Origin of the sequence: Exiguobacterium sp. s193 (genome assembly GCF_018618755.1) — a bacterium.
Lineage (GTDB): Bacteria > Bacillota > Bacilli > Exiguobacteriales > Exiguobacteriaceae > Exiguobacterium_A.
The window spans coordinates 346,553-372,436 of sequence record NZ_JACSMR010000001.1 but is presented as its reverse complement, the minus strand read 5'-3'; the positions used below and the strand labels follow the sequence as shown (position 1 = coordinate 372,436).

Below are 25,884 nucleotides of genomic sequence, written 5' to 3'. Positions count from 1 at the left end.
ATCACGATTATTTAGCGTCAACTTTACCGAATGTCGCCCAAACGAAAAGAGCAGTCACGCCCATGACGAGGACGATCGGTGATCCCCACATGATTAAGAAATTTTCCAATTGCAAGACCTCCTTTAAAGTACTTCGTATAGTAAGTGTAGTAGATTGCTCAATGATTCTCAAGTGACGATCTGCTGAACATTCGATTCTTCTAAATGAATAACATCTTATATAATTACCCGAATCATGATAAACTTATCTGCGGATAATTTAAGAATTGAAAGGATGAACAATATGCGTTTACGCCACAAGCCTTGGGCGCTAGATTATATGAAAGAACAGGCATCTATCTATATCGCGGACCCGGCGACATTAAAAGGAAACTGGTCAGAAGAATTTAAAAATGAGAATCCGCTTTATATTGAAGTAGGTTCCGGAAAAGGGGCCTTCATCACAGGGATGGCAAAACAGCATCCCGAAGTCAATTTCATTGCGATTGAGTTATTTGAAAGCGTTGCGGTCGCAATCGTTCAAAAATTGGTTGAAGAACCACTCCCTAACGTGCGAGTCTTGACGGTCGATGCAAAAGACTTACGCGATTTCTTCGAAAAGGGTGAGGTCAATCGTGTCTACTTGAACTTTTCCGATCCTTGGCCGAAGTCACGTCATGCGAAACGACGTCTCACATATAAGACGTTCCTGTCGACGTACGAAGACATTTTGCCGGACCAAGGTCAGATTCACTTTAAGACGGATAACCGTAAACTGTTCGAATCGAGTCTGATGACGATGTCAGCTTACGGTATGACATTCGACTGGATGTCGCTTGATTTACACGTCAATGAGCCGGAAGATAACGTCAGAACGGAGTACGAAGCACGCTTTTCAGCACTTGGTCAACCGATTTATCGGATGGAAGCAACGTACGGAAAATGATTTAGACAAAAAGTTTTCTTATTTTCCTGGTATTTCTTTCACACTTTTTTCTTATTAATTGGTACAATGTTGTTGACTGAAGAACTTGTACTTACAGGTAAAGGGGGAATTTGGGGATGTGGCAAAAAAGCTTAGCCTTCGTAACAGCACTCTTTCTCGCACTGAGTATCGGTCAATCGGTATTCGCTGCGATTGATACGTCAGCAATGGAAAAGGCTCTCGACGAGGAATTAAAGAGTTCGCATTACGATTATAAAAAAGGTTCTGTAGAAATCGAGGACCCGAAAACATTCACTGGTGAAAAAGGTGAAGAAATCATCGGTGGAATTGCTGTCATCGAGACAGTCCGTGATGGCATCTTTATCACAATCAAACGTGAAATCCACTTCTATAACACGGAGAGTAAAGAGATGTTGACGAACGCAGATGCTGCGAAAGTAGACGGCGTTAAAGAATACATCGATAAAAACTCAAACAACTTACATCAGAAAGTCGTGTACTGGTTACCAGTATTACTCATGCTCTTGTTGATTGCTGTACCGGCGATTGTTCTTTATATCGTAGTACCGCGTCTTTATTCGACAAGCGAATACATGAATCCAATTTACGAACGTAACGACAACCCGCGTTAATCGAGTGTCGGACGACATCAAATCCCCTTGCGTTGAGTGTTAGACTCGGTGCAAGGGGATTTTTTTTGATTAAAAGAATAAAACGACGATGAACGCAAGAATGGCTGGGAGCCCTTGTTTGTAGAGAATCGAAACATTTGCTGTTGCTGCACCGTACAGGGCGGCGATGATGACGCAACTTAAGAAAAATAATTGAATGACGGACGAGTCAAGAATGAGACCGAAAATCAATCCTGCAGCAAGAAAGCCATTGTATAGCCCTTGATTGGCAAATAATGTTTTGATGCGTGGATCTGCTGCGACTTCTTTTGTTAGCCCAAACGTACGAAGCGCTGGTTTTGATGAGAGAAAAAACATTTCGAGGGCTAGGATGTAGAAATGTTCGAATGCGACGAGCAGGACAAGAATCGTTCCGAGTAAATTCATGAAAGTTCACTCCTTAAAAAAGACCATACTTCGGTAAACGAAGTATGGTCGCGATATTATGCGTATTCGAGTAAAGCGCCTGTTTCTGCATCAACTGTGAATTGATACGTTTTTTCATCGTCACCTTCAAGGACCGAGATGCCACCTTTGTAGCTTTGGTAGTCACGTGACTCATATGCGTATGCCTCTGGTGTTGCAGAGATCCATGCACCTTGGACACGTCCTTTTGCTGAAAATGTGCGTTTCGTGATTTCGAGAGCTTCCTCGGCAGATAGTTGTTTATTGTCGACAGCCTTCTTAACTGCGAAAGTTGCAACGACAGCTGCTGCCAAACCGATAATCCAATAGCGTTTTTTCATTAAAATTTCCCCTCCTTACAGGTTTCTATGTCTACTGTACCAAATTATTCGTCAAGATAGAAACAAAAGCTTAAGTGATTGAAGCATTTTTTTGTATAATAGAGAAACAGGAGGCGATACATAGTGAATGAAAAGACAAAAGATCTATTTAAAACGTTAACGGAATTGAACGGTGCTCCGGGGTTTGAGCATGATGTCAGACAGTTCGTCCGAGAACGGATTACACCAGTGACGGACGAAGTCGTCACGGATGGAATCGGATCGATTTTTGGTAAACGGACAGGGCAGGCGGATGGTCCGAAAGTGATGGTCGCAGGACATATGGATGAAGTTGCCTTCATGGTCACGCAAATCACGAAGAACGGAATGCTTCGGATTCAACCGCTCGGTGGTTGGTGGAGTCAAGTGTTGCTCGCACAACGATTTTCGATTTGTGGCGATAATGGAATCATTCCAGGAATCGTCGCATCGACACCACCACACCTCTTGACGGAAGAAGTTCGGAATAAACCAATGGCAATCAAAGACATGTTCATCGACATCGGAGCGGACTCAAAAGAAGAAGCGGAATCGTTTGGCGTCCGACCAGGAATCCCTGCTGTTCCATTCTTTCCGTTCACACCGATGGCGAATCCGAAAAAAATCATGGCGAAAGCATGGGACAATCGGTACGGGGTAGGGATGGCGATTGAGTTGCTCGAAGAGACGAAAGCGGCCGACCACCCGAATATCTTATTCTCAGGTGCGACAGTCCAAGAAGAAGTTGGGTTACGCGGCGCACAAACAGCAACGAACATGATTGATCCGGACGTTGCGTTTGTTGTCGATGCGTCACCTGCGAACGATGCTTCCGGTGATAAAACCGAATTTGGTCAACTCGGTCAAGGTCCTTTGTTACGCATCAAAGACAGCGTCATGATTCTATCGAAAGAAATGACGGATTATGTGCTCGATACGGCAGAATCGAATCAAATCCCTTATCAGTATTATGTCGGGGCAGGCGGTACGGATGGCGGCGTAATCCATCGTTCGAACAACGGGATTCCGACGACGGTCGTCGGCTTACCGGCCCGCTATATCCATACGCATGCTTCAATCATGCATACGGATGACTACGATGCGGCAAAAGAATTATTGAAAAAACTCGTCACGCAACTGGATGCGACGACACTGGCGACGTTACAAGTAAAATGATGAGTGACGGATTTGTCCTAACAGGGCAGATCCGTCTTTTTTGTTTCTTATTGTCTTGTCAGGTGAAAAAACATTTGTGTTTTCTTTTCTATTATATTTGTTATAATAATTTTGATTTAAGGAAAGGGAAGTGACGTATTGTTAAAGGAAAAAGGGATTTCATTAAGCCCACGGGTTTATTTCATTACTGTGCTCAGTTATATGGCACTTGGATTATTTAGCTCTTTGATTATGGGATTAATTTTGAAAACGATTGGAGAGGGGCTGCTGACTCGGGGCATCGAGGCAACGATGCTTGTCACGGTCGGTGAGCAAGCAATCGCATTGACCGGTCCTGCCATCGGTGTCGCTGTTGCTTTTGCTTTAGAAGCGCCCCCTTTGATTTTATTCGCAGCTGTCGCAGTCGGGGCATTCGGATATGAAGCAGGTGGACCTGCCGGGAGTTACATCGCGGCACTGCTTGCGACAGAGTTCGGAAAACTTTTTTCGAAAACGACGCGGCTTGATATCATCGTCACACCACTTGTTACACTGTTAATCGGTTTTTTCAGCGGGAAGTATATCGGTTCATGGATTGGATCATTGATGACCAATCTTGGAGAAGTTATTCGCTGGGGAACGGAGCGTGAGCCGCTCGTCATGGGGATCTTCGTTGCAACGGTCATGGGACTCGCATTGACGGCACCAATCTCGAGCGCGGCGTTAGGGATCATGTTAGGACTTGATGGATTAGCAGCAGGGGCGGCAACGATTGGTTGTGCTGCCCAAATGATTGGGTTTGGTGTCATCAGTTACCGGGATAACGGGATTGGTGGATTCATCGCCCAAGGGATCGGGACTTCCATGTTGCAAGTCGGAAATATCATTCGGAATCCATGGACGATCGTTCCACCAACGGTTGCTGGAGCCTTACTGGCTCCATTCGCGACGGTCTTGCTCAGCCTTGAAAGTAATCCGGCAGGTTCCGGAATGGGGACAAGCGGATTAGTCGGGCCATTGATGGTACTGAAGACGATGGGCTTCACGGCAGAGTATTACCTTGTCGTCGGTGTTCTCTGTTTCATTGCCCCAGCGATTCTCAGCTATATCGTGTATCGGTTGTTGCATCGTTTTGGACGCATTAAGGATGGCGACTTGAAAATCGAGTATTGAATCTAAAAAAGGGCTGACTCATAAGCCAGGATAAAATCAATCCTTGCGACGGATGTTTCCGACATCCTCGCTTTCCATGGGCGGAAGATAAGCCGCGGCAGCCCGCATTTTGATGCGGTCATGCCGGGTCTTACCTATTCCTGACGGAAACGCGAATCGCGCTTCCTTTTCCCATAGGAGTCGAGGATGAACGTTTCCGTCCTCCATCAATCAAATGGCCGATGATCCCACTTTTTACGGGATCTTCGGCCATTTCTATGCAAATTCTTATTGTTCAAGATAGTTTTAGTGCCTGCCTGAGACACGCATGAAAAAGTCCTGTTTCCTTTTAATCGAGAGTCGTTCCCGCTTTGGAGTCAGCCTCACAGCTTGTAGATAAAGTGATATCGGGAGATAAAGGCGTCTTTTTTCATTGTTTTCCTTAGGTGAGGGGTAAACTGTCGCTCCTTGATCCTAGCGGAGGGTCTTGCCTGACTCTGGCAAGTCGTGCAGTCGTTTTAAAGCGCGCTCCGTCTTGAATCGCTTATAACCGCGAAAAGCAATCGGTCGCGACCCTGTAGCACAGCTGCAGCGGGCGCGGAAGATTGCCGCTTTGAAGACGAGGCGAGATCGGGAAGCGCGAACTGGCAGCAACTCGATGTAGTGTTTTCACGCTTCGTAAGCGTTTGTCTACAGCCTGAGGCGGTACATCCATTAGATGCACCGCTTTTTTGTCATTATAAAGAAAAACCGAACGAACTCGAGTAGAAACTCGTCAGAAATACATAGAGATAAATCAAATAGAGGGGTGTCAAGTAACGCATTCGGACGACCGGTAATTTTCGGGCGACACGTTTTCCGAGTGCTTCAAGGACTAGGATGATTGCGAAACCGACGACTAAGAAGGCAAGAATTTCTGGTAATCCCCGTTCAGAATCGATAAAAGAATATCCGTAACGCAAGCAACTCGTCATGCCAACAAAGCCGACAAAGCGTTCGAATGGATGTTTAATAGGTTGGTCCGTCATAGTGATTTCCTTTCAAGTCGTTTTCTAGTTGAAGTATAGCAAACAGAGCGTGAAAACGCACAGAAACATTCGAATATGCTATGATGTACCCAATGAAATCAAGCAAGAATTGAAGGAGGAACTACCATGAAAAAACTTGAATCAAAACAACTATTCGAAACTGCTAAACAAGGAAATGCTGTTTTTCTCTTTTCAGCAAACTGGTGCCCGGATTGCCGTTTTCTTGATCCGTTCATGCCAGAAATCGAAAGTAAATTCAGTGAGTTTGAATTTTATTACGTCGACCGTGACGAGCACCTTGAGATTGCCCAGGAAATGGACATCTTCGGGATTCCGAGTTTCGTTGCCTATCGTGGAAATGAAGAAACGGGCCGTTATGTCGGTAAAGAACGAAAAACACCTGAACAAGTGACAGCATTTTTAGAAACAGTCTGACAAGAAAGCGAGCGCTGTCTCGCTTTTTTTCATTAAGAAAGGATGAAAGTGACTCATGGAACTGCAACAAATTCGCCGAATGGTGACGGAAGCATTTGAAGAAGAACGGTATACGACGTACTTTGATCGGGAAAAATCAGTCCTCCGGATTGAGCGAAAACTAGACCGGACAGGTGTCGATCTTGGATTGAACCCGCTTGTCGCAAAAGCAAAACGAAGAGGCGTCATCGCTGTGGAAGAGACGATCGAGTACATTAAAGCCGTTTTAGAACAGACGGAACCCGTCTCTTTAGTCGGAAATGAGCAGAAGGTATTACCCGTCATCCGTGCGAAGTCCTTCGCAGATGAAACAAAAGATGGAAAACGTATCATCAGTACACCACATACAGGTGAAACAAAAATCATGTATGCCCTTGATTTAGGGGCGACCTATCGTTTAATCGATCAAGAATTAGTCGATCAAGCCGGATGGACGACAGAGCATTTGTCTGAAGCAGCACGCTTCAACTTAAAGTCGCTTGATGCACCCTTCAAGAGGGATGAAGTTGCAGGAAATGTCTTTTATTTCTTAAGCACAGGTGACGGTTACGAAGCGAGTCGTGTTCTCAATAAGCAATTATTAGCAGATTATGCGGACAAGATGACCGGTGAATTTTCGATCGGGATTCCCCATCAGGACGTCTTGATTTTTGCCGATATCCGAAATGATGCCGGATATGATGTGTTACAACAGTTGATGTTCGACTTCTTTACAAATGGACGCGTTCCGGTAACGGCATTGCCTTTCTTATATGAAGATGGAAATCTTGAACCAGTCTTTGTACTTGCGAAAAACAAGCATCCGAAACCGTGAATAATCTGATACAATAAGCATTGTGAGAAAGTCTGAAGGGAGTCATGGATTGAATGAATGTGTTTTATAACAAAGAAGGAGTCGGCGACGTCTTGATGGTCATCTTAGCAGATGCACCGCGTGCGGAAGTTTCGGCTGAACGTAAAGGGAATGTCGCTACAGTGTTCCATAACGATCGCGTGATTGGATACAATATTTTTGAAGCATCACAACAATTTGACTTGGATGCAGTCGGACCTGTCGATTTGACACCTGAACTCGTCGAAAGCATTCAAACCGTATTAGCGGACAATGGCGTAGAGTTCGTAGTCGATTCAATCGATTACTCTCCTAAATTCGTTGTTGGGTACGTTAATGCGTGTGAAAAACATCCGGATGCCGACAAACTATCGGTTTGCCAAGTCGATGTGGATGGGGAAACACTCCAAATCGTTTGTGGAGCACCAAATGTCGCGCAAGGGCAAAAAGTCGTCGTCGCTAAACCAGGAGCAGTCATGCCTTCCGGTTTAATCATTCGACCTTCTGCACTTCGTGGAATCCCGTCAAGCGGGATGCTTTGTTCTGCCCGTGAACTTGGATTACCAGATGCACCACAAGAAAAAGGGATTCTTGTATTAGAAGATTCAGCACATACTGGAGAGGCATTCTTAATCGGCCGTTGATTCGGCCGATTTTTTAACAAGATGGAGGGGTGAAGGAATGAGCAATCGTTACGAACAGTCACTGAAGGAACAAGCAGCGCGAATTCGACGGGAGTTAGCGGGCGAAAAAGAAGCGAGTCCGGTCGAACGTCCGAAGAAGGAAGAACGAGAAGATCGTTTCGTGTTGACGGATGTTCCATCGCCTATTTACGGATTCCAACGGCCTAAACAGCAACGGTCGATCCAGGAAGACGTGACTTCGGTTGAATCGGAAGTAAACGTTTCAAGTGAATCAGAACAGGGAAAAATGGATGAGTCGCTTGAGAACATGACGGATGAAACAATTGAAGCGTCGGGGATCGAGACGATGGAACAGACAGACTTAACCGAAGCGGACGCTGGTCTTGTTCCGGTGACGGATTCAGAACTACTCACCCCTGACCCATCAATCGAACGAGCGAATGAAGAAGAGGCAAGTAACAGCACGGTTGACTTCGAACTAGTAGAAGATGGTATTGTGGAGGCTGTCGAAGAGACGGGCGAAAGCTTACTTGAGACAACAGTCGCAGAAGAGAACAGCCCTGTTATCGAACCAGTAAGTGAACCGTTGACAGAACAGACGCTACCAACATCAGTGGACGAAGTAGCGCCACTCGAGAATGAGTTGCCCCCGACACTGGAGGAGCAACGGCCACAACTGGATACAGAAGTCACACCTAATGAGAACGTCCAAGAGGCATCAAACGTAGTGAAAAAACCGGCTGGACCGCCAGTCAATGTTGTGATGACAACTAAAGATTTGATGGCGATGTATCGTGCACGACGTGAACAAAATAATTTACATGGTAAAAAATAAGTCGGTTTGCTATAATGGTACAGGTTTTGTACCCAAGCCCGATGGTACGGACCGGAACGTGAATTGGAGGGCTTTTATATGACAAAATATCATTTTGTTGGGATTAAAGGGACTGGAATGAGTGCACTTGCCCAAGTATTACATGAGATGAACCATCAAGTACAAGGTTCTGATATCGAAAAACACATCTTTACTGAGGACGCTTTACGGGCGAAAGGGATTCCGTTTTTCCCGTTCAACGCCGACAACATCAAAGAAGATCAAATCATCATTCAAGGAAATGCGTTTGGTGATGAACATCCAGAAATCGCGCGGGCAAATGAACTTGGTTTAACAATTTATCATTACTACGATTTTTTAGGGCACTTAGCAGACGAATATCGTTCAGTCGCAATTACAGGATCACACGGTAAAACATCGACAACGGGTTTGTTGTCACATGTGTTAAGTGGGATCACGCCGACAGCATTTTTGATTGGTGACGGAACAGGTGCTGGAGTCGAAGAGGCGAAAGCTTTTGTATTTGAAGCATGTGAATATAAGCGTCACTTTTTATACTACAAGCCGGATTATGCAATCATGACGAACATTGACTTTGATCACTCAGATTATTTTACAGGCATTGATGACGTCGTTTCGGCGTTCCAAGAGATGGCGATGCAAGTGAAACAAGCCATCGTTGCCTGTGGGGACGATGAACATCTTCAAAACATTCAAGCCAATGTTCCTGTCCTCTACTATGGTTTTGGACAGAACAATGATTTCCGAGCTGAAAACGTCGCTTCGACACCAGAAGGCACATCATTTGATGTCTATCTACGTGACGATTTTTATGGCACGTTCTTGATTCCGGGATTCGGTCAACATCATGTCTTGAATGCGTTATCGGTCATCGCAATCTGTCAGTATGAAGGCTTGAACAAAGAGGATGTTGCGGAACGTCTTGCTTCATTCGGAGGAGTCAAACGTCGCTTTAGTGAATCGAATTTCGGATCACAAGTTTTAGTCGATGATTATGCACACCATCCGAAAGAAATTAGTGCGACGATCGAATCGGCACGTAAGAAATATCCGGATCGGGAAGTCATCGCGATTTTCCAACCGCATACGTACACACGCCTAAAGTCATTCATGGATGATTTTGCGACATCGCTTCGTGAGGCGGACGCTACGTATCTCTGTGAGATTTTTGGATCGGCGCGGGAGCAAGAAGGGCAAGTTCGGATTGAGGATCTCCAAGAGAAGATTCCGAACGCTGACATCTTGACGCGAGATAACGTGTCGGTTTTGAGTAAACATGACAATGCCGTTCTGTTGTTCATGGGTGCGGGGGATATCCAAACATACCAACAGCAGTATGAAGGAAAAAGATAAAATGTTTCATCAGTAAAAGGCATGGATGCATTCAGGCATCCATGCCTTTTTTGTCGGTTTCGTGAAGGTAAAAAAAGATGACGTACTCTGGACGATTTTTTTGTTGCATCTTGAATTGAATTTTGGAATAGTGGGGGTATGTTAATTTAGGAAGGAATCAATCACATGGGACAAATTTTCTTGATTTTATTATTGCAACTTATATACGTGCCTGTCCTGACACTCCGGACAATCATGCTCGTCAAAGGGCGGACCGTCATCGCCGGGATTTTCGGGACGGTCGAAACGTTAATTTATATCTTTGCTTTAGGCGTCGTCTTCCGTGATTTAACGACACTCGGGATGGTCGTCTACGCACTCGGATTCGGACTCGGTATTTTAATTGGAGGCTTCGTCGAAAGAAAACTTGCGATTGGCTACAACATGATTCAAGTCCATACACAAGAATTTCCGGCTGAACTGATTCAAGTCATCCGCGATAACGGATTTGGTGTCACCCATTACCAAGGACAGGGACGCGACGGCGTCCGGTACCGCCTCGATGTACTTGCTGCACGGACGCGGATGAAAGTATTGCGTGGTTTAGTCGAAGAATATGAACCGAAAGCATTCCTCGTCGCGTTCGATTCGGTCGACTTCAAAGGGGGATACATGCTGAAGGGGTTAAAACGTCAAAAGTAATGAAAGCTTGTGAAGAACATCAAGGGAATCCTCACAAAAAGATGTTTACTCTATGTTATTTAAGGATAAAGATGATATAGGACAGATTACATTTTGTGAGAGGGGAAATTGAAAATGATTAGTAATCACGCGAAGACAGCTTTAAACCAACAGGTCGCAAACTATGGTGTGTTGTTCGTCAAACTCCATAACTACCATTGGTATATTAAAGGACCGGAATTCCTGACGCTTCATGTCAAACTAGAAGAATTGTATACATGGGTTTCTGAACAGTATGATGTGGTCGCGGAACGACTATTGATGAACAATGGGAATCCGTCAGCGACGATGAAAGAATATCTCGAACAGACGACGCTTGAAGAAGCTAAATCTGGATTATCTGCCGATCAAATGGTTGAATCCGTCATCAGTGATTTCCAACAAGTGCGTAAGGAAATGCTTGAAGCCATTGAACATCTCGAAGCGCAAGATGTGACGGTCGAAGATGATTTGCTCGCTCAAGCAAAAGAAATCGAAAAACAAATTTGGATGTTGCGTGCGACATTAAAAAAATAAGCAATCAAAAAACGGATGACTGCATCCTTTCGGGATTCAGCCATCCGTTTTCTACATTACTTTAGATTTTCTGGATTCAAGACATCGAGCTCAGGAAGAACAAAGCGTCCATCTTTACGAATCAACACATCATCGAACCAGATTTCACCGCCACCATAATCGGGGCGTTGGATATTGACTAAATCCCAATGGACAGATGAATCATTTCCGTTATAGGCTTCAGCGTAAGCTTGACCGGGTGTGAAATGGAAACTGCCATCGATTTTTTCATCAAATAGGATGTCTTTCATCGGATGTTGGATGAATGGATTGACGCCGATCGCGAATTCACCGACGAAACGTGCACCGGCATCTGTATCAAAAACTTGATTAATGCGGTCTGTATCATTTGCAGTTGCCTCAACGATTTTTCCGTTTTCGAATGTCAGTTTGACGTTTTCGAACGTAAAGCCTTGATAAGGTGATGGTGTATTGTAAGAAATGACACCATTGACGGAATCTTTGACTGGTGCTGTAAAGACTTCACCGTCAGGAATGTTTGCATTACCGGCACACTTGATTGCGGCGATGTCTTTGATGGAGAAGGTCAAGTCTGTTCCTTCACCGACGAGGCGGACACGATCCGTCTTGTTCATCAATTCAACAAGCGGTTCCATCGCTTTGCCCATTTTCTCGTAATCTAACGTACACACGTCAAAGTAGAAGTCTTCAAAGGCTTCCGTTGATTGGTTCGCGAGTTGAGCCATCGAAGCAGTCGGGAAACGGAGAACAACCCATTTCGTTCCTTTGACACGATCTTGTGTGTGCATTTTTCCTAATGTTTGACCGTACAGCTTCATTTTGTCAGCCGGTACGTCGGATAACTCACTAATGTTATCGCCTGCGCGTAGACCGATATACGCATCCATCGCTTGCATTTGCATCCGTTCGACGTCAGCCATTAATTGAAGTTGTTCTTCAGAAGCGCCGCGGTATAATTTACGAAGAATTCGGTTATCTTTTAAGAGAACGAATGGAAGCCCGCCTGCTTCATAGGCAGCGTCGACGAGTGCTTCGACGAGCTCACGTTCGATTCCGAAGTTTTCAATTAACACTTTTTCACCAGGAGCGAGTGCAACCGAATAATTAATCAAGTTCGTTGCAAGTTGTGTAAGACGTGGATCGCGCATAAATAGTTCCCCCTTATTTTACGTATGTAGGTTTCATTTATCATTGTAACGGAAATAAACCATTTGGAGTAGCAGGAACAACTCGACATACGTCGAACTATCAACAAGACACTAGCAAAAGAAATTGGAGGCACGAATCATGGAAATCACATTAGGCGGTATCGCCGGATTAGTCGCTGCGATTGCATTCGTAGTGCTTGTTATCTTCCTTGCCCGCGTACTGGGTGCGGCAAGCAAAACATTGAACAATGTCGCGGATACGACGGCAGGACTCGAACGTCAACTAGATGGCATCATGATGGAGACGACGGCGTTGCTACATAAAACGAATCGTCTTGTCGATACAATCGAAGAAAAAACAGAGTTGCTTGCACCCGTTGCGAACTCGATTGAAGAGTTAGGAACGTCACTCAACAAAGTGACCGATTCTGTCCGTACGGTATCAGATACCGTTGCCGGTGCGGCCGATATGAATAAAGAACAGATTGCACAAGCAGTCCGTTGGGGTTCAGTCGCAGTTGAACTCTTTAAAAAGAATAAGCCGGAGCCTGGTCAACCTGTCTCGTCTTCGACGACCGCTACAACGACGGTCGAGAAAAAACCACGTCGCCGTTTCCGAAAACATACAGAAACACCGGTCACACCGGAAGTCGTTTCTGTACCAGATGTTGAAAGTATTCCAGATGAATTGAAGGGAGATCGTAAATCATGACAAAACAACACCCGTACCAAGCACAAGATAGTTCTAAGGGGGGCGGTTTCCTCGCAGGAATCATCGTCGGTGGATTGATTGGAGCTGCTGCTGCGTTACTTTCAAGTCCGAAGTCAGGACGCGAAATGCGCGGAATGCTCGATGAGCGGACAGCGCCTGCACGTCAGCGCTTAAATGAACAGACGCAAGTCGTTCGCGAAAAAGCAGAACCACTCGTCGGCGAATGGATTCAACTTGCGAAGGACAAGGCGGCACCTGTCATCGAAAAAGCGAAAAAGAATCCAACTGTTCAAGAAGCGGCACAATATGCTGGTTTTGAAAAAGACCAAGCGAGCATTGATGCAGCACTTGCAGAGGCGGAACAACTCGTTCGTGATATCGAACGTGAAATCGGTAACGAGGTCGATGGTGCAGCTGTCGCAGAGCAACTTGATACAGAAACCGTCGCAGAGCTTTCAGAGCTTCGTGAAGACTTAGAAGAAGATGAAAGCAAAGAAGAGGGCAATGAAGAAGAAAATGACCCTCAAGCAAACATGACACATGAGAAAAAACCGAAAAAATAATGATTGATCCGCATTACCTACATTTTGAGTAGGTAATGCGTTTTCTTTTTTACATTACACTTGAATCTTCGTTATGATACACCATGTAAATTTAAAAAAACTGAGATGCGTGCTGTTCAATTATGTACAATCAGAAAGAAGTCGGCTATAATTAGTTGCTATTACGAGCTATATGCTGATTAGGGAGTGGTAGACAGATGGATCAACAAGCAGAATTAAAACGTTTACGCGATGAACTCGATTTAGTGAACGCTGAGTTACTAGAATTGATTAACAAGCGTGGCGAAATAGCAGTTGAAATCGGTAAGGTCAAACGTGCGCAAGGACTCGATCGGTATGACCCGGTCCGTGAACGTCAAATGCTTGAATCGATTGCAGAACATAACCATGGTCCGTTCGAAACAGGACGCCTACAGCATATGTTTAAAGAAATCTTTAAGGCATCACTCGAATTACAAGGGGAAGACCGGACACGGAAATTACTCGTGTCACGCAAACAAAAACCAACGAATACGATCATTCGTGTTGGCGACGATGTGATTGGCGATGGCTCACAACAATTGATTGCCGGTCCTTGTGCCGTTGAGAGTGAAGAACAAGTCTTTGAAGTAGCAGCACAACTTGCGAAGCATGGTGTTCGTTTCATGCGAGGTGGAGCATACAAACCACGGACTTCTCCATACGACTTCCAAGGTCTTGGTCTAGAAGGACTGAAGATGTTGAAAAAAGCAGCAGACGCGCATAACTTACATGTCATCACTGAAATCATGACGCCAAGTGCTGTGGAATCGGCTTTACCATATGTCGACATCATTCAAGTCGGCGCCCGAAATATGCAGAACTTCGATTTATTAAAAGAAGTTGGGCGTACGAACAAACCTGTCCTTCTCAAACGTGGTCTTTCGGCGACACTTGAAGAATTCATGTATGCAGCAGAGTACATCATGGCGAGCGGGAACGACCAAGTCATTTTATGTGAACGTGGGATTCGCACATATGAACGTGCGACACGGAACACGCTTGATATTTCTGCCGTACCGATTTTGAAACAAGAAACACATTTACCTGTCATGGTCGATGTGACGCACTCGACGGGACGTAAAGACATTTTGTTACCGACAGCAAAGGCAGCCTATGCGGTAGGGGCTGACGCCGTCATGGTCGAAGTGCATCCGTTCCCAGCATTAGCTCTATCTGATGCGAACCAACAACTTGATTTTAAGGAGTTCGACGCATTCGTCGAAAACCTGACAGAAACTTTTCCGGCACTAAACGTTCAATGATTTTCTAAAAAGGGTAACCTATAGCGAATGAAAACGTTTTACAATGAAGGAAGAATGGGAAAAGAAAGATATCTTTTCCTGTCTTCCTTTCGTGTTGTCTAAAAATGAAAATCAGAATGAAAACGAAAATGATTGTTTAAAATAAGGAGGAATTTGCTTTGAACAGTAATATTACCATTTATGACGTAGCACGCGAAGCCGCTGTTTCGATGGCGACTGTCTCCCGGGTAGTCAACGGAAATCCGAACGTCAAACCATCGACACGTAAAAAAGTCCAGGACGCGATCGATCAACTCGGGTATCGCCCGAATGCCGTCGCACGTGGACTCGCAAGTAAAAAAACGACGACGGTCGGCGTCATCGTACCAGATATTTCAAATATTTTCTTTGCCGATTTAGCGCGTGGGATTGAAGATGTCGCGACGATGTACAAATACAACATCATTTTATGTAACTCCGATCAAAATCGTGAAAAAGAAATCCATCTTTTAAATACGTTACTCGGAAAACAAGTTGATGGCATCATTTTCATGGGTGGACGCCTTCATGAAGATTTAGTCCGTGAATTCAAGACATCCCCTGTGCCAATCGTATTAGCAGCGACGCTCAACCAAGACTATGATCTTCCTGCTGTTAACATCGATTATGAGAGTGCGGCATATGATGCCGTTAAATCATTGATCGATCACGGACATAAACGGATTGGTTTCATTACGGGTCCACTCGAGCAACAGATTAACGGTGAAAAGAAATTTGCCGGTTACCGAAATGCGCTCGAAGAAGCGAATCTTCCGTTTGACGAACAGAACGTCGTGTTAGGAAACTACACGTATGATTCAGGCATGAAGGCAATGAACCAACTGCTTGAACTCGGTGAGGACTGCCCGCGTGCGATCTTCGCTGGGACCGATGAAATGGCCCTCGGTGTCATCCATGCCTTACAGGACGCAGGCCACCGTGTTCCTGAAGACTTCGAAGTCATCGGCCACGATAATACACGTCTTGCGACGATGATTCGTCCGAAGCTGACGACAGTCGTCCAACCGATGTATGATATCGGGGCAGTTTCGATGCGCTTACTGACTAAAATCTTAAACCAAGAAGAAATTGAAACAAATGATGTGACATTACCGCACCGGATTGAGCATCGGGATTCTACCCGTTCTTCTTGATCAGCATAAAAAACCGCTATCCTTCCAGTAGAGTTCTTACGGAAGAAATAGCGGTTTTTAGTGTATTATTTCGTGACGGTAATCAGTTGATCTTGATGGTGGTGCAACTGATCATTCTCGACATGGAGTCGGACCGTTGCTTGACCCGCATGTGCTAACTTGACTTGACCGACGTACATATCTTCTTTCAGCGTCAACGGGATGTACGCATGTTTTTCGACGCCTTCTTCGATAACTTCGACTTGGACGTCTGCCTTTAGGACTTTTCCATCTTCAAAGATATGAAAGGAGACGGGAAGCGTCGAGCCGGCAGTTACTTTTGTTGCACCCATATAATGAACGGCGAGATTTTCCGCCGATTCGTGCGCATGCTCATGGTTCGCATCGCTGTGCGATGTGTCTTCATGCGAATGGTTCATGACGACAAAGTTGATCTTATCCATATGGTGCAGACCTTTTTTATCATTAATATGGTAGAGGCCTTCATATTCGCCCTCAGTGAGTGCTGCTTCTGCTTGATAGGAGCCGGTTTTTTTTAATGTAGCTTTAATCTTCTTATGTGCGGCATCTTTTTCATCGGCTTTCCAAATCTCGAACGTGACATCTTCTAAGTTCACTGCTTTTTTATCTTCGACGGCAGTTGCCTTGAAGATGACTTTGTCGTCGTCCATCGTCTTCGCAGGTACGTCTACTTTAACGTCGACGGTCGGCTTCCCGCTACCTTGCATCGCGTCATGGTCCATCGCTTTTTCATCGCTATTGTTACAGCCTGCTAGAAAAATACCGGTTGCCATCAGTGCGACGCTCATTCCCAACGTTGTTTTCTTCATGTCGGATCCCCCAATTATTCATTTACTATATAAAGTATCGAAACCTTAATTAGTATACCAATAACTTGTGAAATCGGAACGAAGTATATGTGAAAAGATTAAAACATTTTTTAATCAATCGAGTAGGGTGAAACATCTGATAACTGTTCCTTTTTCGCATCATCAACAAACGGCCAAAGGAGTCGCTTGACTGTCTCCCAGTTCTTTTCTTCGATTTCAGGACGACGGGGGATCGTCGGGTATAACGGGAATTGATCAGCCCAAGTCGTCGGGACGGTCGTGCTCTGTTTTGTCCATCGTTCCACCCATTCTTTCGGAAGATCCCCACTGAACGGTGCGCGGTCTGTCAAAGCTGCGAATACTTGACTCCAAACACGAGGGACGACACGGTACCAGTCGTAACCGCCCCCGCCTAAGGCGACGATCCGACCTTGCGTATAACGATTGGCTGCTTCGACGGCGATTTGCGGAATTTCTTCAAAACTTTTCATCGTCAGCGAAAGATGTGTCAGTGGATCGAGTGCATGCGCATCAGCACCATTTTGGGTAATGATTAAATCGGGTTTAAATAGTTCGCATGCTTCGAATAGAGCCGTTCGATATGCGAGTAAAAACGAGGCATCTTCGGTAAAGGCATCGAACGGAATGTTCCAGCTGAAGCCATAGCCTTCTTCAGCACCGCGTTCCGTGACCATACCGGTCCCAGGGAAGAGATAGCGTCCCGTTTCGTGAAGCGACAACGTCATGACGTCTGAGCGATTGTAAAAAGCCCACTGGACACCATCGCCATGGTGCGCATCCGTATCGACATACAGAATACGGCAATCATATTTTTCAATCATCGCGGCCATCGCGACAGCGGTATCGTTATAAATGCAAAAACCGGATGCCCGGCCACGGAAACCATGATGGAGTCCGCCACCGATGTGGAAGGTCCGCTTGTATTGTCCGGATAACACGAGCTCACAGGCTTCAATCGTCCCGCCGACGAGCAGTGCCGCGCCCGTATGCATCTGATTGAATAGTGGGGTATCCTCTGTCCCGAGTCCATACATCTGCGCCTTCATCGGTGAGAGCTCTCCTTGTCCTGCTAGCTTGACGGCTTGAATATAGTCCTTATCATGAATCAATTCTAACTCTTCATCTGTCGCAAGACGTGGTGCGATACAATCGACGTGCTCAAGTGCCCCCATCGCCTCTAGCAAAGAAATGGTCAAGTCAAGCCGAATTGGATTGAAGGGGTGCGAATCCGAAAAACGATAATTCGCTTCTTCTTGACTATAGATATAAGCAAACTCTTTCATCGGCTGACATCAGGACCGAGCACATCGAATCCTTCCTTTCGTAATTTTTCGATAATCCGAATCGGATTCATCGTCTGGACACGAAAGGCGACGATACGGACATATGGGTCATCTGTTGGATAGACGAGGACGTTTAAGATATTGACGTTCGTTTTAGCGAGTAAATTCGCGATTTTTGCGAGTGTACCAGCGGTGTTTTCAACACGGACTTCGATTTGCGAACTCGGTTCGAGCGCTCCCGTTAATTGAACAAAAGTCCGGAGTAAATCCGTTTCTGTCATCACTCCGACAAGACGTCGTCCACGAACGATTGGTAAGCAAGACAAGCGGTGTTCATAAAATAAAATGGCGGCATCTTCAATAAAATCGAGTGGATGCGCCGTAATCGGATTTCGTTGCATGATGCTCGAGACTGAATTTTGTTGGTCGACTTGGAGCGTATCCGGGTGAAAGACACTACTTGCACTTTGAAGTTCTTTTAAACCGATCAATCCAACCAGTTCATGTCGAGCATTCGTTACTGGAATATGGCGAATTTCATGGCGCTGCATCAATTCAGCGGCGTGGGCAATCGAGTTGGTCGGCTGGATCGTGATACAATTCGTCTTCATGATTTGTTCGATTAACATGCTATTCCTCCTTTAATCGTACATGAAGCGACGACGGAGCCGTAAAGCATCGAAATGAGCGACGACTTCTGGTGCGACATGTTTACCGATTCGTGCCATCAAACAATTGGCGGGATGCGAGGCGATTTCAGGATCATCGGTCGGGAAAAAGACAAGCCCTCCGTGGTTCATCATTTTTTCCATGATTTTTCGATAGTCCCAAACAGATAATCCGCTACCTTTTAAATCCCAATGCCAGTAATACTCGGTCGTCAAGATTAAGTAATGATCCATGGCAGGATCAAGCATCGAGACTTCAAGTAACTTTTTTCCAATCTGTTGACCACGAAAGCGGGCGGATACCTCGATGGCGCCTAATTCTAAAATATAGGGATTATTTCCTTCGCTCCATGTTTCGTAAGGGTCAGGATAGAGAAATGTCACATAACCGATGATTTCTTGATCTTGCCTGGCAATGACGATGCGTCCTTCATCTAGATCAGCAATTTCAAGAAGTGCCTGATGTTGGTCTTTCGGTTGCCTAAATGCAGTCAAACCAGCATCAAGGGTGTACGCAGCAAGCTGGTCGCTCGCGACAGGACCCTCGATTTCAACTGGACCGAGCGATGTTTCATGAGTACGATGATTGAATTGTTTTTCAAACATGTAAGCGCCACCACCTTTCCTATTATTATAGCCGATGCGCCTCGTCGAAAGAGAGGCATTTTTTAACAAATTGGCGGCAAATCGATTGAACTACACTGTAACTAGCTTATAATGGAAGAGAATATAGTGAAGGGGAGGAACGAGAGATGAAAGTTTTGAAAGCGCTTCCGGGTAAGCATTGGTTATCCGACTATAATGAATCAGAGTCGTACGATTGGCAAGAAGCGGAACAATATTTTTCATGGGCGACAACGGGGAAAGTCAACATGGCCTATGAAGCGATTGACCGTCATGCTGAAGGGGAACGAGCGAATAAAAAAGCATTGATTTATTTTGATGGAACGACGGAACAAGTTTTTACGTATGCTGATATGAAACGCTTGACGAATAAAGCGGCGAACGTATTGACAGATGCCGGAATCAAGGCAGGAGACCGAATCTTCATTTTCATGCCGCGCTCACCAGAACTTTATTTTTCTCTGCTCGGTGCGTTAAAAGTTGGGGCAATCGTCGGTCCTTTATTTGAAGCCTTCATGGAACAAGCTGTCCGCGACCGGTTGCTTGATTCGGAAGCGAAGATGTTGATTACGACGAAAGCGTTATTGCCGCGTGTTCCGCTTGAAGAGTTATCAACACTCGAATCGGTCTTTTTAGTCGATGAAGAGATTGAGACGACGAATCAATTACTTGATTTCCGGGCGGCGTTCGAGTCAGCGTCAGATGTGTTCGAACCCGTTTGGCTCGACCGGGAAGATGGACTCATCTTACATTATACGTCGGGATCGACCGGGAAACCGAAAGGCGTCTTACATGCGCAAAACGCGATGATTCAGCATATGATGACAGGACGCTGGGTTCTCGACCTTCAGGAAGATGATATCTATTGGTGTACGGCGGATCCGGGCTGGGTGACGGGGACGAGTTATGGTATTTTCGCCCCGTTTTTAAATGGTGCGACAAATGTCATCGTCGGGGGTCGATTCAATCCTGAGTTTTGGTACAGTGTCATCGAAAAATATAAAGTGACAGTTTGGTACAGCGCGCCGACTGCGTTCCGTATGTTGATGGGGGCTGGTGCGGAAGTTGCGGATAAACATGATTTGTCGAGCTTACGCCACGTGTTATCGGTTGGGGAACCGTTAAATCCGGAAGTCATCCGTTGGGGCAAAGAAGCGTTCGATCAACGTATCCACGATACATGGTGGATGACGGAGACGGGGGCGATGATGATTTGTAATTACAAATCGATGGATATCAAACCGGGATCGATGGGGAAACCGATTCCTGGGACGCACGCGGCTATCGTCGACGATCAAGGGAACGAATTACCTCCTTTCAGAATGGGGAATTTAGCACTCAAGACACCATGGCCATCAATGATGCGGCAAATTTGGAACAATCCACAAAAGTACGAGTCGTATTTCTTTAAAGGGTGGTATGTCTCGGGCGACTCTGCATACATGGACGATGAAGGGTACTTCTGGTTCCAAGGACGTGTCGATGATGTCATCATGACGGCAGGCGAGCGCGTGGGACCGTTCGAAGTCGAAAGTCGCCTTGTCGAACATCCGGCAGTCGCAGAAGCAGGGGTCATCGGTAAACCGGACCCGGTCCGGGGTGAAATCATCAAAGCGTTCATTTCGTTACGTGACGGATATGAACCAACAGAAGAATTGAAGCAAGAAATCCAAAAATTCGTCAAAGAAGGTCTCGCTGCTCATGCGGCACCACGCGAGATTGATTTCCGAGATAAACTTCCGAAAACACGGAGTGGTAAAATCATGCGCCGTGTCCTGAAGGCTTGGGAATTAAATCTTGAAACGGGTGATCTTTCGACGATGGAGGATTAAGCAAATCGTTTCAATACATTAGCCAGTACCGTGTATCGGTGCTGGCTTTTTTTGTTTTTTCGTCCTGTTGCCGATTGAACTGAAAAAAACAGAGTTCACAAGAAAGTGAACTCCGCTTCAGCCTATAGACAACGTGATATTGGGAAATCAAGCGTCTGTTTTCGTTGCTTTCCTCGGGCGAGGCGCAAGCCGTTGCTCCTTAATCCTGACGGACAACGAGCAGGGTCTTGCCTGCCTCTGAACGTGCGTTAAAAACGCACTTTTCCCGTAGGAGTCAACGAAACGTGACGCTTTTTAGGTAGTGTCGTGACCGATTGTCCCTTTGAAGACGAGGCGGGACAGGGAAGTGCGAACGGATTGCCTCTCGGTATAGCATGTTCAAAGTTTGTCTACACACTGAAACGGAGTTCACAAGAAAGTGAACTCCGTTTTGAGGTAGTGCGTTATTCTGATTTTTTATCTTCTTTAGCTTTTTTTTCCGCATCCGCTTTTGCTTTAGCATCGGCATCCGCCTTAGCTTTAGCGTCAGCCTTGGCTTTAGCATCGGCATCCGCCTTAGCTTTAGCATCAGCTTTTGCTTTGGCATCGGCATCCGCCTTAGCTTTTGCGTCAGCCTTGGCTTTAGCATCGGCATCCGCCTTAGCTTTTGCGTCAGCCTTAGCTTTAGCATCCGCATCCGCTTTTGCCTTTGCATCATCTGCTTTCTTCGCTTCTGCTTCCTTCGCTTTCGCCTCGGCTTCTTTTTTCTTTTCTTCAGCGGCCTTTTTCTTAGCTTCCGCCTCTTTTTTCTTTTTGTCTTCTTCTTTAAATGAACCTGAGTTCTTGAAGTCGTCTGCGCTTACTGAAGCAGGTTGGCTAAAGCGGGCACTTGACTTGAAGTAACTATTGTTAGCGGCATATGTGGCGTTTGCCATTTGTGCCCACAAGTTTTGAGTGCGCTGGTAATACGTCGTTGCACCCATCAAAGAGTTGTTTTGGTCATGACCGGTCCAAACTGCAAGTGTGACTCCTGGCGTTGATCCGACAAGATACGAGTCTTTGATTTCATTTGTCGTACCTGTTTTACCAGCCCAGTCCCCAGGAACTTTCAATAATGAGTTCGCATAACGAGCTGTCCCGTTATCGAAGACACCGCGCATCATATCAAGTGTGAGATAAGCTGTTCGTTTTTCATAAATCTGCTTTTTCTTCGATTTTGCTTTATAGATGCTTTTTCCATCTTTCGTAATCTTCGAGATGATGTACGGTTCAACATATTCACCGTAGTTCGCGAGCATCGCGTAAGCACCAGCGAGTTCGACCGGTGTGATTTCCATCGTTCCGAGGGCGGCAGATGGTGCATAACGAATGCTATCCGGAACTTTAATGCCCATATCGACTAACTTTTGAATCGAATTTGACATGTTCATTTTTTCATAAATCTTAACGGCAGGGACGTTCAATGAAAGCTCAAGCGCTTCACGGACTGTCACGTTTCCACGGTAACGACCACCTTCGTTGTTAATCGGGTTATCGCCAGGTTGACGCGGAACCGTTTGATAATAATATTTTTCATCATTGACGGTCGAAGCCGGTGTAATCAAACCATTTTCAATCCCGTTCGAGTAGACAAGAATCGGTTTGGCAGTTGACCCGATTTGACGTTTCGCTTGGAAGGCGCGGTTGAAATCATCCGCCGTTCCATCCGTGTAACGTCCCCCGACGAATCCTAAAATACGACCTGTCTCATTTTGAATCAGGACAGCAGCCGTTTCTTCCGGATCTTTTTTCGAAACGGTTTTTTTCGTTTTCGGATTAACGACTTGCTTGTATTGCGGTGAAGCTGGGAAGTTGGCATTATTTTTTGCCGGTACTTGCATCGCTTCATGGATTTTCTTATCAAGCGTCAGGTGAATCTTATATCCGCCTTGGCGCATGGCGACTAATGCCTGGTCGCGGTAGTTCGCTTTGACTTCTGCGAGTTCAGACGGTTTTACTTCATCTTCTTTGACACCATCTTTTTTCATGAAATAGCTCGTCATGATTTTTAACGCTTCTTTTTCAGCAAGGTCATAGACGTAAGGATACGTATCGCGTGACCGAGTTGATCTTTTAGCGAAATCTTTTGTGATATCGTGTTTGATTGCTTTCTCATATTGCTTTTTCGTAATGTTTTTTGCGACATACATCCGTTTTAGGACGGTTTTCATCCGATTCGTGCTTGCAGTCAAATCTTTTTTGACGACGCCACCCTGAAGGTACGGCGTATAGTAGTAGGGGTTTTTAGGAATCCCTGCTAAGAAGGCAGCTTGCGGCAATGTCAGCTTTTTGGCTGATTTATTGAAGACACCACGAGAGGCTGCTTCAATCCCGGCGATGTTCCGTCCGAGTGAGTTCCGTCCGAATGAGACGACATTCAAATAGGCTTGTAGAATTTCATCCTTCGTCATCGCATTTTCAAGACGAAGTGCTAAAATGATTTCTTTTGCTTTTCGTTCAAATGAAACTTCATTCGTTAGAATTTGGTTTTTGATCAATTGTTGTGTGAGTGTACTACCACCCGTCCGTGAAGACGAGTTCGTTAATTCTTGCAGGACTGCCCGAAGCGTTGCTTTCGGTACGACGCCATCATGTTCATAAAAATCGACATCTTCCGTCGAAAGAACAGCGTCTAACAGATAAGGTGAAATTTCTTTAATATTGACGGGTTGACGTTCTTCATCTGTTGAAATGTTCGTCAACTTTTCGCCGCTTCCCCAGTAAATTTCACTCGTGATGGCATAGCTATTGACTTGCTGTTTCATCTCAGTAAGCGGTGGGGCTTTCGTATCTTTAACGAGTGAGGCGAAATAACCGCCTGCAGCTCCGACAGAAAAACTTCCAACTAGCAGGACAGCGATGATTAGGAATAAAATGATATTCCAGGACACGTCATATGTGATATTCGACCAGTGCCGAACGGCTTTCGTTCGGGGGTGATTCCAAAACTTGGACCAGTTCTCGCGCATAAATGATCTCCTTTACATCTTAAACTTAGGTGTGAAATAACATTAAATCACAGATAGACGTATTATACCATAACTGAAAGAATACGATGACACTTGACAGTCGATTCTGCTTCGACGTATCATGGAAACATCTTATGAAGAATATATAAAACCTTTGCTGTGATTGGAATTAGTAATGGGACGCTCCCTGTATCAGAGACCTAGTGGTGCTGCGAACTAGGACATAGCGTGTTCATGAATTACGTCTCCAGGAGCTTCTTGAGAAATCAGGCGGACCGTCCCGTTATCGACGATCTAAGTGGCATGTGTTGCATGCAATTAGGGTGGTACCACGGAATATTCCGTCCCTTCGTTCAGTCGAAGGGGCGGTTTTTTTATACAATTTTTTTAGGGGGAAAACAGATGACGTTACTTGAAGATTTAGAGTTTCGTGGCTTAATCAGCCAAATGACAGATGAAGAAGGAATTAAAGAACTCCTAGCAAGTCCGACAACGCTGTACACAGGATTCGACCCGACAGCAGATTCATTGCATATCGGACACCTGTTACCAATTCTCGTTCTACGTCGCTTCCAAGAAGCAGGACACCATGTCGTCGGTCTCGTCGGTGGCGCAACCGGGATGATTGGAGATCCGAGTGGGCGTTCGACAGAACGTTCACTCAACACGTCGGATATCGTCGAAGAATTTGCGAACCGCATCAAAGGACAATTGTCACGCTTTTTACCGTTGGATGGTGAAAACCCGGTGACGATTGCGAACAACCTGGATTGGACAAAAGATTTAACGATCATCGATTTCTTACGCGATATCGGAAAACACTTCCCAATCAGCTACATGTTAGCGAAAGACTCTGTTGATTCACGCCTTCAAAACGGAATTTCTTTCACAGAGTTTTCCTACATGTTATTACAATCATTTGATTTCTTGAAGCTATACGAAAACGAAGGATGCCGCCTCCAAGTCGGCGGAAGTGATCAGTGGGGTAACATCACGGCGGGAATGGAATTGATCCGACGCGTTGGTCATGAAGAGAAAGCATTCGGCATCACTGTACCACTTGTTACGAAATCAGACGGGCAAAAATTCGGGAAAACAGCGGGCGGCGCAGTGTGGCTCGATGCCGAAAAAACGACACCATACGAGTTTTACCAATTTTGGTTCAACGTCGATGACCTCGATGTCATCAAGTTCTTGAAATACTTTACATTCTTGACACACGAAGAACTTGAAGGATTGCAAACGGAAGTGGCATCGGCACCTGAAAAACGGATTGCCCAGCGTCGTCTAGCAGAAGAAATGACGAAACTTGTCCATGGCAGCGAAGCGCTTGAACAAGCAGAACGAATTACGAAAGCACTCTTCAGTGGTGACGTCAAAACATTGCAGGCGGCTGATATCGCGGATGCGTTCAAAGGGATGCCACGCTTTACGCTTGGTGAAGCAACGAACCTCGTCGACGTGCTCGTCGAAGCGAAAATCAGTCCTTCGAAGCGTCAAGCACGAGAAGACGTGACGAACGGCGCCATCTACATCAATGGAGACCGTGAACAGGAATTGACGAAGGAAATTACAAAACAAGATGCGATTGGTGACTTCACGATCATCCGTCGTGGGAAAAAGAAATACTTCGTACTTGAACATGCGTAA

At 45.5% G+C, this 25,884-nt stretch carries 27 protein-coding genes and 1 other annotated feature; of the genes, 17 read left to right on the top strand and 10 right to left on the bottom strand.

Translation table 11 applies throughout. From position 1 onward, the window contains the following. Positions 1-7: 7 nt before the first annotated feature. Positions 8-109, bottom strand: a complete 102-nt coding sequence (gene cydS / locus KNQ04_RS15855; protein ID WP_483299238.1) for a cytochrome bd oxidase small subunit CydS family protein — start codon at positions 107-109, stop codon at positions 8-10. A 174-nt stretch (positions 110-283) separates the two neighbouring features. Between cydS and trmB the strand changes: the two genes are divergently transcribed. Both trmB and KNQ04_RS01785 read left to right on the top strand, forming a co-directional pair. Next, positions 284-925 (top strand): tRNA (guanosine(46)-N7)-methyltransferase TrmB, encoded by a 642-nt coding sequence (gene trmB / locus KNQ04_RS01790; protein ID WP_214846908.1) that lies wholly within the window; start codon positions 284-286, stop codon positions 923-925. A 116-nt stretch (positions 926-1,041) separates the two neighbouring features. After that, on the top strand, positions 1,042-1,557 hold the full coding sequence (locus KNQ04_RS01785; protein ID WP_214846907.1) for a hypothetical protein: 516 nt from the start codon (positions 1,042-1,044) through the stop codon (positions 1,555-1,557). 69 nt (positions 1,558-1,626) lie between these two features. On the opposite strand, the gene KNQ04_RS01780 is transcribed toward KNQ04_RS01785, so the two are convergent. After that, complete coding sequence (locus KNQ04_RS01780) at positions 1,627-1,983, bottom strand: DUF1304 domain-containing protein (protein WP_214846906.1); 357 nt, start codon at positions 1,981-1,983, stop codon at positions 1,627-1,629. Positions 1,984-2,039: 56 nt separating this feature from the next. Next, a complete protein-coding gene (locus KNQ04_RS01775) occupies positions 2,040-2,342 on the bottom strand; it encodes a PepSY domain-containing protein (RefSeq protein ID WP_029331190.1) in 303 nt (100 codons plus the stop codon). Between the two features lie 123 nt (positions 2,343-2,465). On the opposite strand from KNQ04_RS01775, the gene KNQ04_RS01770 reads away from it, so the two are divergent. Next, positions 2,466-3,536, top strand: a complete 1,071-nt coding sequence (locus tag KNQ04_RS01770; RefSeq protein ID WP_214846905.1) for a M42 family metallopeptidase — start codon at positions 2,466-2,468, stop codon at positions 3,534-3,536. Between the two features lie 138 nt (positions 3,537-3,674). Continuing rightward, positions 3,675-4,688 (top strand): PTS sugar transporter subunit IIC, encoded by a 1,014-nt coding sequence (locus KNQ04_RS01765; protein ID WP_214846904.1) that lies wholly within the window; start codon positions 3,675-3,677, stop codon positions 4,686-4,688. A 716-nt stretch (positions 4,689-5,404) separates the two neighbouring features. On the opposite strand, the gene KNQ04_RS01760 is transcribed toward KNQ04_RS01765, so the two are convergent. Continuing rightward, positions 5,405-5,695 (bottom strand): hypothetical protein, encoded by a 291-nt coding sequence (locus KNQ04_RS01760; RefSeq protein ID WP_214846903.1) that lies wholly within the window; start codon positions 5,693-5,695, stop codon positions 5,405-5,407. Positions 5,696-5,821: 126 nt separating this feature from the next. On the opposite strand from KNQ04_RS01760, the gene KNQ04_RS01755 reads away from it, so the two are divergent. From KNQ04_RS01755 to KNQ04_RS01725, 7 genes are all read left to right on the top strand, one after another. Further along, the gene (locus tag KNQ04_RS01755) at positions 5,822-6,130 is read left to right on the top strand and encodes a thioredoxin family protein (protein ID WP_214846902.1); all 309 of its coding nucleotides are present in this window, start codon (positions 5,822-5,824) and stop codon (positions 6,128-6,130) included. A 55-nt stretch (positions 6,131-6,185) separates the two neighbouring features. Beyond that, positions 6,186-6,983 (top strand): DUF1444 domain-containing protein, encoded by a 798-nt coding sequence (locus KNQ04_RS01750; RefSeq protein ID WP_214846901.1) that lies wholly within the window; start codon positions 6,186-6,188, stop codon positions 6,981-6,983. Positions 6,984-7,036: 53 nt separating this feature from the next. Continuing rightward, complete coding sequence (gene ytpR, locus KNQ04_RS01745; protein WP_214846899.1) at positions 7,037-7,645, top strand: YtpR family tRNA-binding protein; 609 nt, start codon at positions 7,037-7,039, stop codon at positions 7,643-7,645. A 37-nt stretch (positions 7,646-7,682) separates the two neighbouring features. Then, positions 7,683-8,480 carry a hypothetical protein gene (locus KNQ04_RS01740; RefSeq protein WP_214846898.1) on the top strand — a complete coding sequence of 266 codons (798 nt, stop codon included), beginning with the start codon at positions 7,683-7,685 and terminating at the stop codon, positions 8,478-8,480. A 78-nt stretch (positions 8,481-8,558) separates the two neighbouring features. After that, positions 8,559-9,854: a UDP-N-acetylmuramate--L-alanine ligase gene (murC, locus tag KNQ04_RS01735; RefSeq protein WP_214846897.1), complete on the top strand. Its 1,296-nt coding sequence runs from the start codon at positions 8,559-8,561 to the stop codon at positions 9,852-9,854. A 165-nt stretch (positions 9,855-10,019) separates the two neighbouring features. Beyond that, on the top strand, positions 10,020-10,535 hold the full coding sequence (locus KNQ04_RS01730; RefSeq protein ID WP_029331181.1) for a DUF5698 domain-containing protein: 516 nt from the start codon (positions 10,020-10,022) through the stop codon (positions 10,533-10,535). A 114-nt stretch (positions 10,536-10,649) separates the two neighbouring features. Continuing rightward, positions 10,650-11,090 carry a Dps family protein gene (locus tag KNQ04_RS01725; protein ID WP_029331180.1) on the top strand — a complete coding sequence of 147 codons (441 nt, stop codon included), beginning with the start codon at positions 10,650-10,652 and terminating at the stop codon, positions 11,088-11,090. 56 nt (positions 11,091-11,146) lie between these two features. Here the strand turns inward: KNQ04_RS01725 and KNQ04_RS01720 are convergent, their stop codons facing one another. Then, on the bottom strand, positions 11,147-12,259 hold the full coding sequence (locus KNQ04_RS01720) for an aminopeptidase (RefSeq protein WP_214846896.1): 1,113 nt from the start codon (positions 12,257-12,259) through the stop codon (positions 11,147-11,149). A 139-nt stretch (positions 12,260-12,398) separates the two neighbouring features. On the opposite strand from KNQ04_RS01720, the gene KNQ04_RS01715 reads away from it, so the two are divergent. The 4 genes from KNQ04_RS01715 (at position 12,399) to ccpA (ending at position 15,989) form a co-directional block, all read left to right on the top strand. Next, on the top strand, positions 12,399-12,971 hold the full coding sequence (locus tag KNQ04_RS01715) for a DUF948 domain-containing protein (RefSeq protein WP_214846895.1): 573 nt from the start codon (positions 12,399-12,401) through the stop codon (positions 12,969-12,971). Continuing rightward, positions 12,968-13,534, top strand: coding sequence for a YtxH domain-containing protein (locus tag KNQ04_RS01710; RefSeq protein WP_214846894.1), 567 nt, complete (start codon positions 12,968-12,970; stop codon positions 13,532-13,534). Before KNQ04_RS01715 ends, KNQ04_RS01710 begins: the two co-directional genes overlap by 4 nt. Positions 13,535-13,731: 197 nt before the next feature. Beyond that, positions 13,732-14,817: a bifunctional 3-deoxy-7-phosphoheptulonate synthase/chorismate mutase gene (locus KNQ04_RS01705; protein WP_214846893.1), complete on the top strand. Its 1,086-nt coding sequence runs from the start codon at positions 13,732-13,734 to the stop codon at positions 14,815-14,817. Between the two features lie 158 nt (positions 14,818-14,975). Then, the gene (gene ccpA / locus KNQ04_RS01700) at positions 14,976-15,989 is read left to right on the top strand and encodes a catabolite control protein A (protein WP_214846891.1); all 1,014 of its coding nucleotides are present in this window, start codon (positions 14,976-14,978) and stop codon (positions 15,987-15,989) included. Positions 15,990-16,054: 65 nt separating this feature from the next. Here the strand turns inward: ccpA and KNQ04_RS01695 are convergent, their stop codons facing one another. From KNQ04_RS01695 to KNQ04_RS01680, 4 genes are all read right to left on the bottom strand, one after another. After that, positions 16,055-16,819 carry a FixH family protein gene (locus KNQ04_RS01695; protein ID WP_214846889.1) on the bottom strand — a complete coding sequence of 255 codons (765 nt, stop codon included), beginning with the start codon at positions 16,817-16,819 and terminating at the stop codon, positions 16,055-16,057. 110 nt (positions 16,820-16,929) lie between these two features. Next, positions 16,930-18,123, bottom strand: a complete 1,194-nt coding sequence (locus KNQ04_RS01690) for an acetoin utilization protein AcuC (RefSeq protein ID WP_214846888.1) — start codon at positions 18,121-18,123, stop codon at positions 16,930-16,932. Continuing rightward, the gene (locus KNQ04_RS01685; protein ID WP_214846886.1) at positions 18,120-18,752 is read right to left on the bottom strand and encodes an acetoin utilization AcuB family protein; all 633 of its coding nucleotides are present in this window, start codon (positions 18,750-18,752) and stop codon (positions 18,120-18,122) included. The genes KNQ04_RS01690 and KNQ04_RS01685 overlap by 4 nt, the downstream gene beginning before the upstream one ends. A 12-nt stretch (positions 18,753-18,764) precedes the next feature. Beyond that, positions 18,765-19,397: a GNAT family N-acetyltransferase gene (locus tag KNQ04_RS01680; protein ID WP_214846884.1), complete on the bottom strand. Its 633-nt coding sequence runs from the start codon at positions 19,395-19,397 to the stop codon at positions 18,765-18,767. 146 nt (positions 19,398-19,543) lie between these two features. Here KNQ04_RS01680 and acsA point away from each other — a divergent pair, with 146 nt between their 5' ends. After that, positions 19,544-21,247: an acetate--CoA ligase gene (gene acsA / locus KNQ04_RS01675; protein ID WP_214846882.1), complete on the top strand. Its 1,704-nt coding sequence runs from the start codon at positions 19,544-19,546 to the stop codon at positions 21,245-21,247. A gap of 443 nt (positions 21,248-21,690) precedes the next feature. Here acsA and KNQ04_RS01670 read toward each other — a convergent pair whose 3' ends face one another. Further along, positions 21,691-24,234: a transglycosylase domain-containing protein gene (locus KNQ04_RS01670; RefSeq protein ID WP_214846881.1), complete on the bottom strand. Its 2,544-nt coding sequence runs from the start codon at positions 24,232-24,234 to the stop codon at positions 21,691-21,693. A gap of 150 nt (positions 24,235-24,384) precedes the next feature. Next, positions 24,385-24,586 (top strand) — a binding site (T-box leader). Positions 24,587-24,636: 50 nt separating this feature from the next. On the opposite strand from KNQ04_RS01670, the gene tyrS reads away from it, so the two are divergent. Continuing rightward, entirely contained in the window at positions 24,637-25,884 is a 1,248-nt protein-coding gene (gene tyrS / locus KNQ04_RS01665; protein WP_214846880.1) for a tyrosine--tRNA ligase, read from the top strand.

Excerpts from the sequence above, each read along its gene's own strand:
- KNQ04_RS01785 (WP_214846907.1), top strand. The coding sequence starts at position 1,042 with ATGTGGCAAAAAAGCTTAGCCTTCGTAACAGCACTCTTTCTCGCACTG.
- tyrS (WP_214846880.1), top strand. The coding sequence starts at position 24,637 with ATGACGTTACTTGAAGATTTAGAGTTTCGTGGCTTAATCAGCCAAATG.
- KNQ04_RS01705 (WP_214846893.1), top strand. The coding sequence starts at position 13,732 with ATGGATCAACAAGCAGAATTAAAACGTTTACGCGATGAACTCGATTTA.
- KNQ04_RS01680 (WP_214846884.1), bottom strand. The coding sequence starts at position 19,397 with ATGTTTGAAAAACAATTCAATCATCGTACTCATGAAACATCGCTCGGT.
- KNQ04_RS01710 (WP_214846894.1), top strand. The coding sequence starts at position 12,968 with ATGACAAAACAACACCCGTACCAAGCACAAGATAGTTCTAAGGGGGGC.
- KNQ04_RS01775 (WP_029331190.1), bottom strand. The coding sequence starts at position 2,342 with ATGAAAAAACGCTATTGGATTATCGGTTTGGCAGCAGCTGTCGTTGCA.
- KNQ04_RS01670 (WP_214846881.1), bottom strand. The coding sequence starts at position 24,234 with ATGCGCGAGAACTGGTCCAAGTTTTGGAATCACCCCCGAACGAAAGCC.
- KNQ04_RS01715 (WP_214846895.1), top strand. The coding sequence starts at position 12,399 with ATGGAAATCACATTAGGCGGTATCGCCGGATTAGTCGCTGCGATTGCA.
- KNQ04_RS01720 (WP_214846896.1), bottom strand. The coding sequence starts at position 12,259 with ATGCGCGATCCACGTCTTACACAACTTGCAACGAACTTGATTAATTAT.
- trmB (WP_214846908.1), top strand. The coding sequence starts at position 284 with ATGCGTTTACGCCACAAGCCTTGGGCGCTAGATTATATGAAAGAACAG.
- KNQ04_RS01730 (WP_029331181.1), top strand. The coding sequence starts at position 10,020 with ATGGGACAAATTTTCTTGATTTTATTATTGCAACTTATATACGTGCCT.
- ytpR (WP_214846899.1), top strand. The coding sequence starts at position 7,037 with ATGAATGTGTTTTATAACAAAGAAGGAGTCGGCGACGTCTTGATGGTC.
- acsA (WP_214846882.1), top strand. The coding sequence starts at position 19,544 with ATGAAAGTTTTGAAAGCGCTTCCGGGTAAGCATTGGTTATCCGACTAT.
- KNQ04_RS01750 (WP_214846901.1), top strand. The coding sequence starts at position 6,186 with ATGGAACTGCAACAAATTCGCCGAATGGTGACGGAAGCATTTGAAGAA.
- KNQ04_RS01755 (WP_214846902.1), top strand. The coding sequence starts at position 5,822 with ATGAAAAAACTTGAATCAAAACAACTATTCGAAACTGCTAAACAAGGA.
- KNQ04_RS01780 (WP_214846906.1), bottom strand. The coding sequence starts at position 1,983 with ATGAATTTACTCGGAACGATTCTTGTCCTGCTCGTCGCATTCGAACAT.
- KNQ04_RS01725 (WP_029331180.1), top strand. The coding sequence starts at position 10,650 with ATGATTAGTAATCACGCGAAGACAGCTTTAAACCAACAGGTCGCAAAC.
- KNQ04_RS01695 (WP_214846889.1), bottom strand. The coding sequence starts at position 16,819 with ATGAAGAAAACAACGTTGGGAATGAGCGTCGCACTGATGGCAACCGGT.
- KNQ04_RS01740 (WP_214846898.1), top strand. The coding sequence starts at position 7,683 with ATGAGCAATCGTTACGAACAGTCACTGAAGGAACAAGCAGCGCGAATT.
- KNQ04_RS01760 (WP_214846903.1), bottom strand. The coding sequence starts at position 5,695 with ATGACGGACCAACCTATTAAACATCCATTCGAACGCTTTGTCGGCTTT.
- KNQ04_RS01685 (WP_214846886.1), bottom strand. The coding sequence starts at position 18,752 with ATGTTAATCGAACAAATCATGAAGACGAATTGTATCACGATCCAGCCG.
- KNQ04_RS01690 (WP_214846888.1), bottom strand. The coding sequence starts at position 18,123 with ATGAAAGAGTTTGCTTATATCTATAGTCAAGAAGAAGCGAATTATCGT.
- murC (WP_214846897.1), top strand. The coding sequence starts at position 8,559 with ATGACAAAATATCATTTTGTTGGGATTAAAGGGACTGGAATGAGTGCA.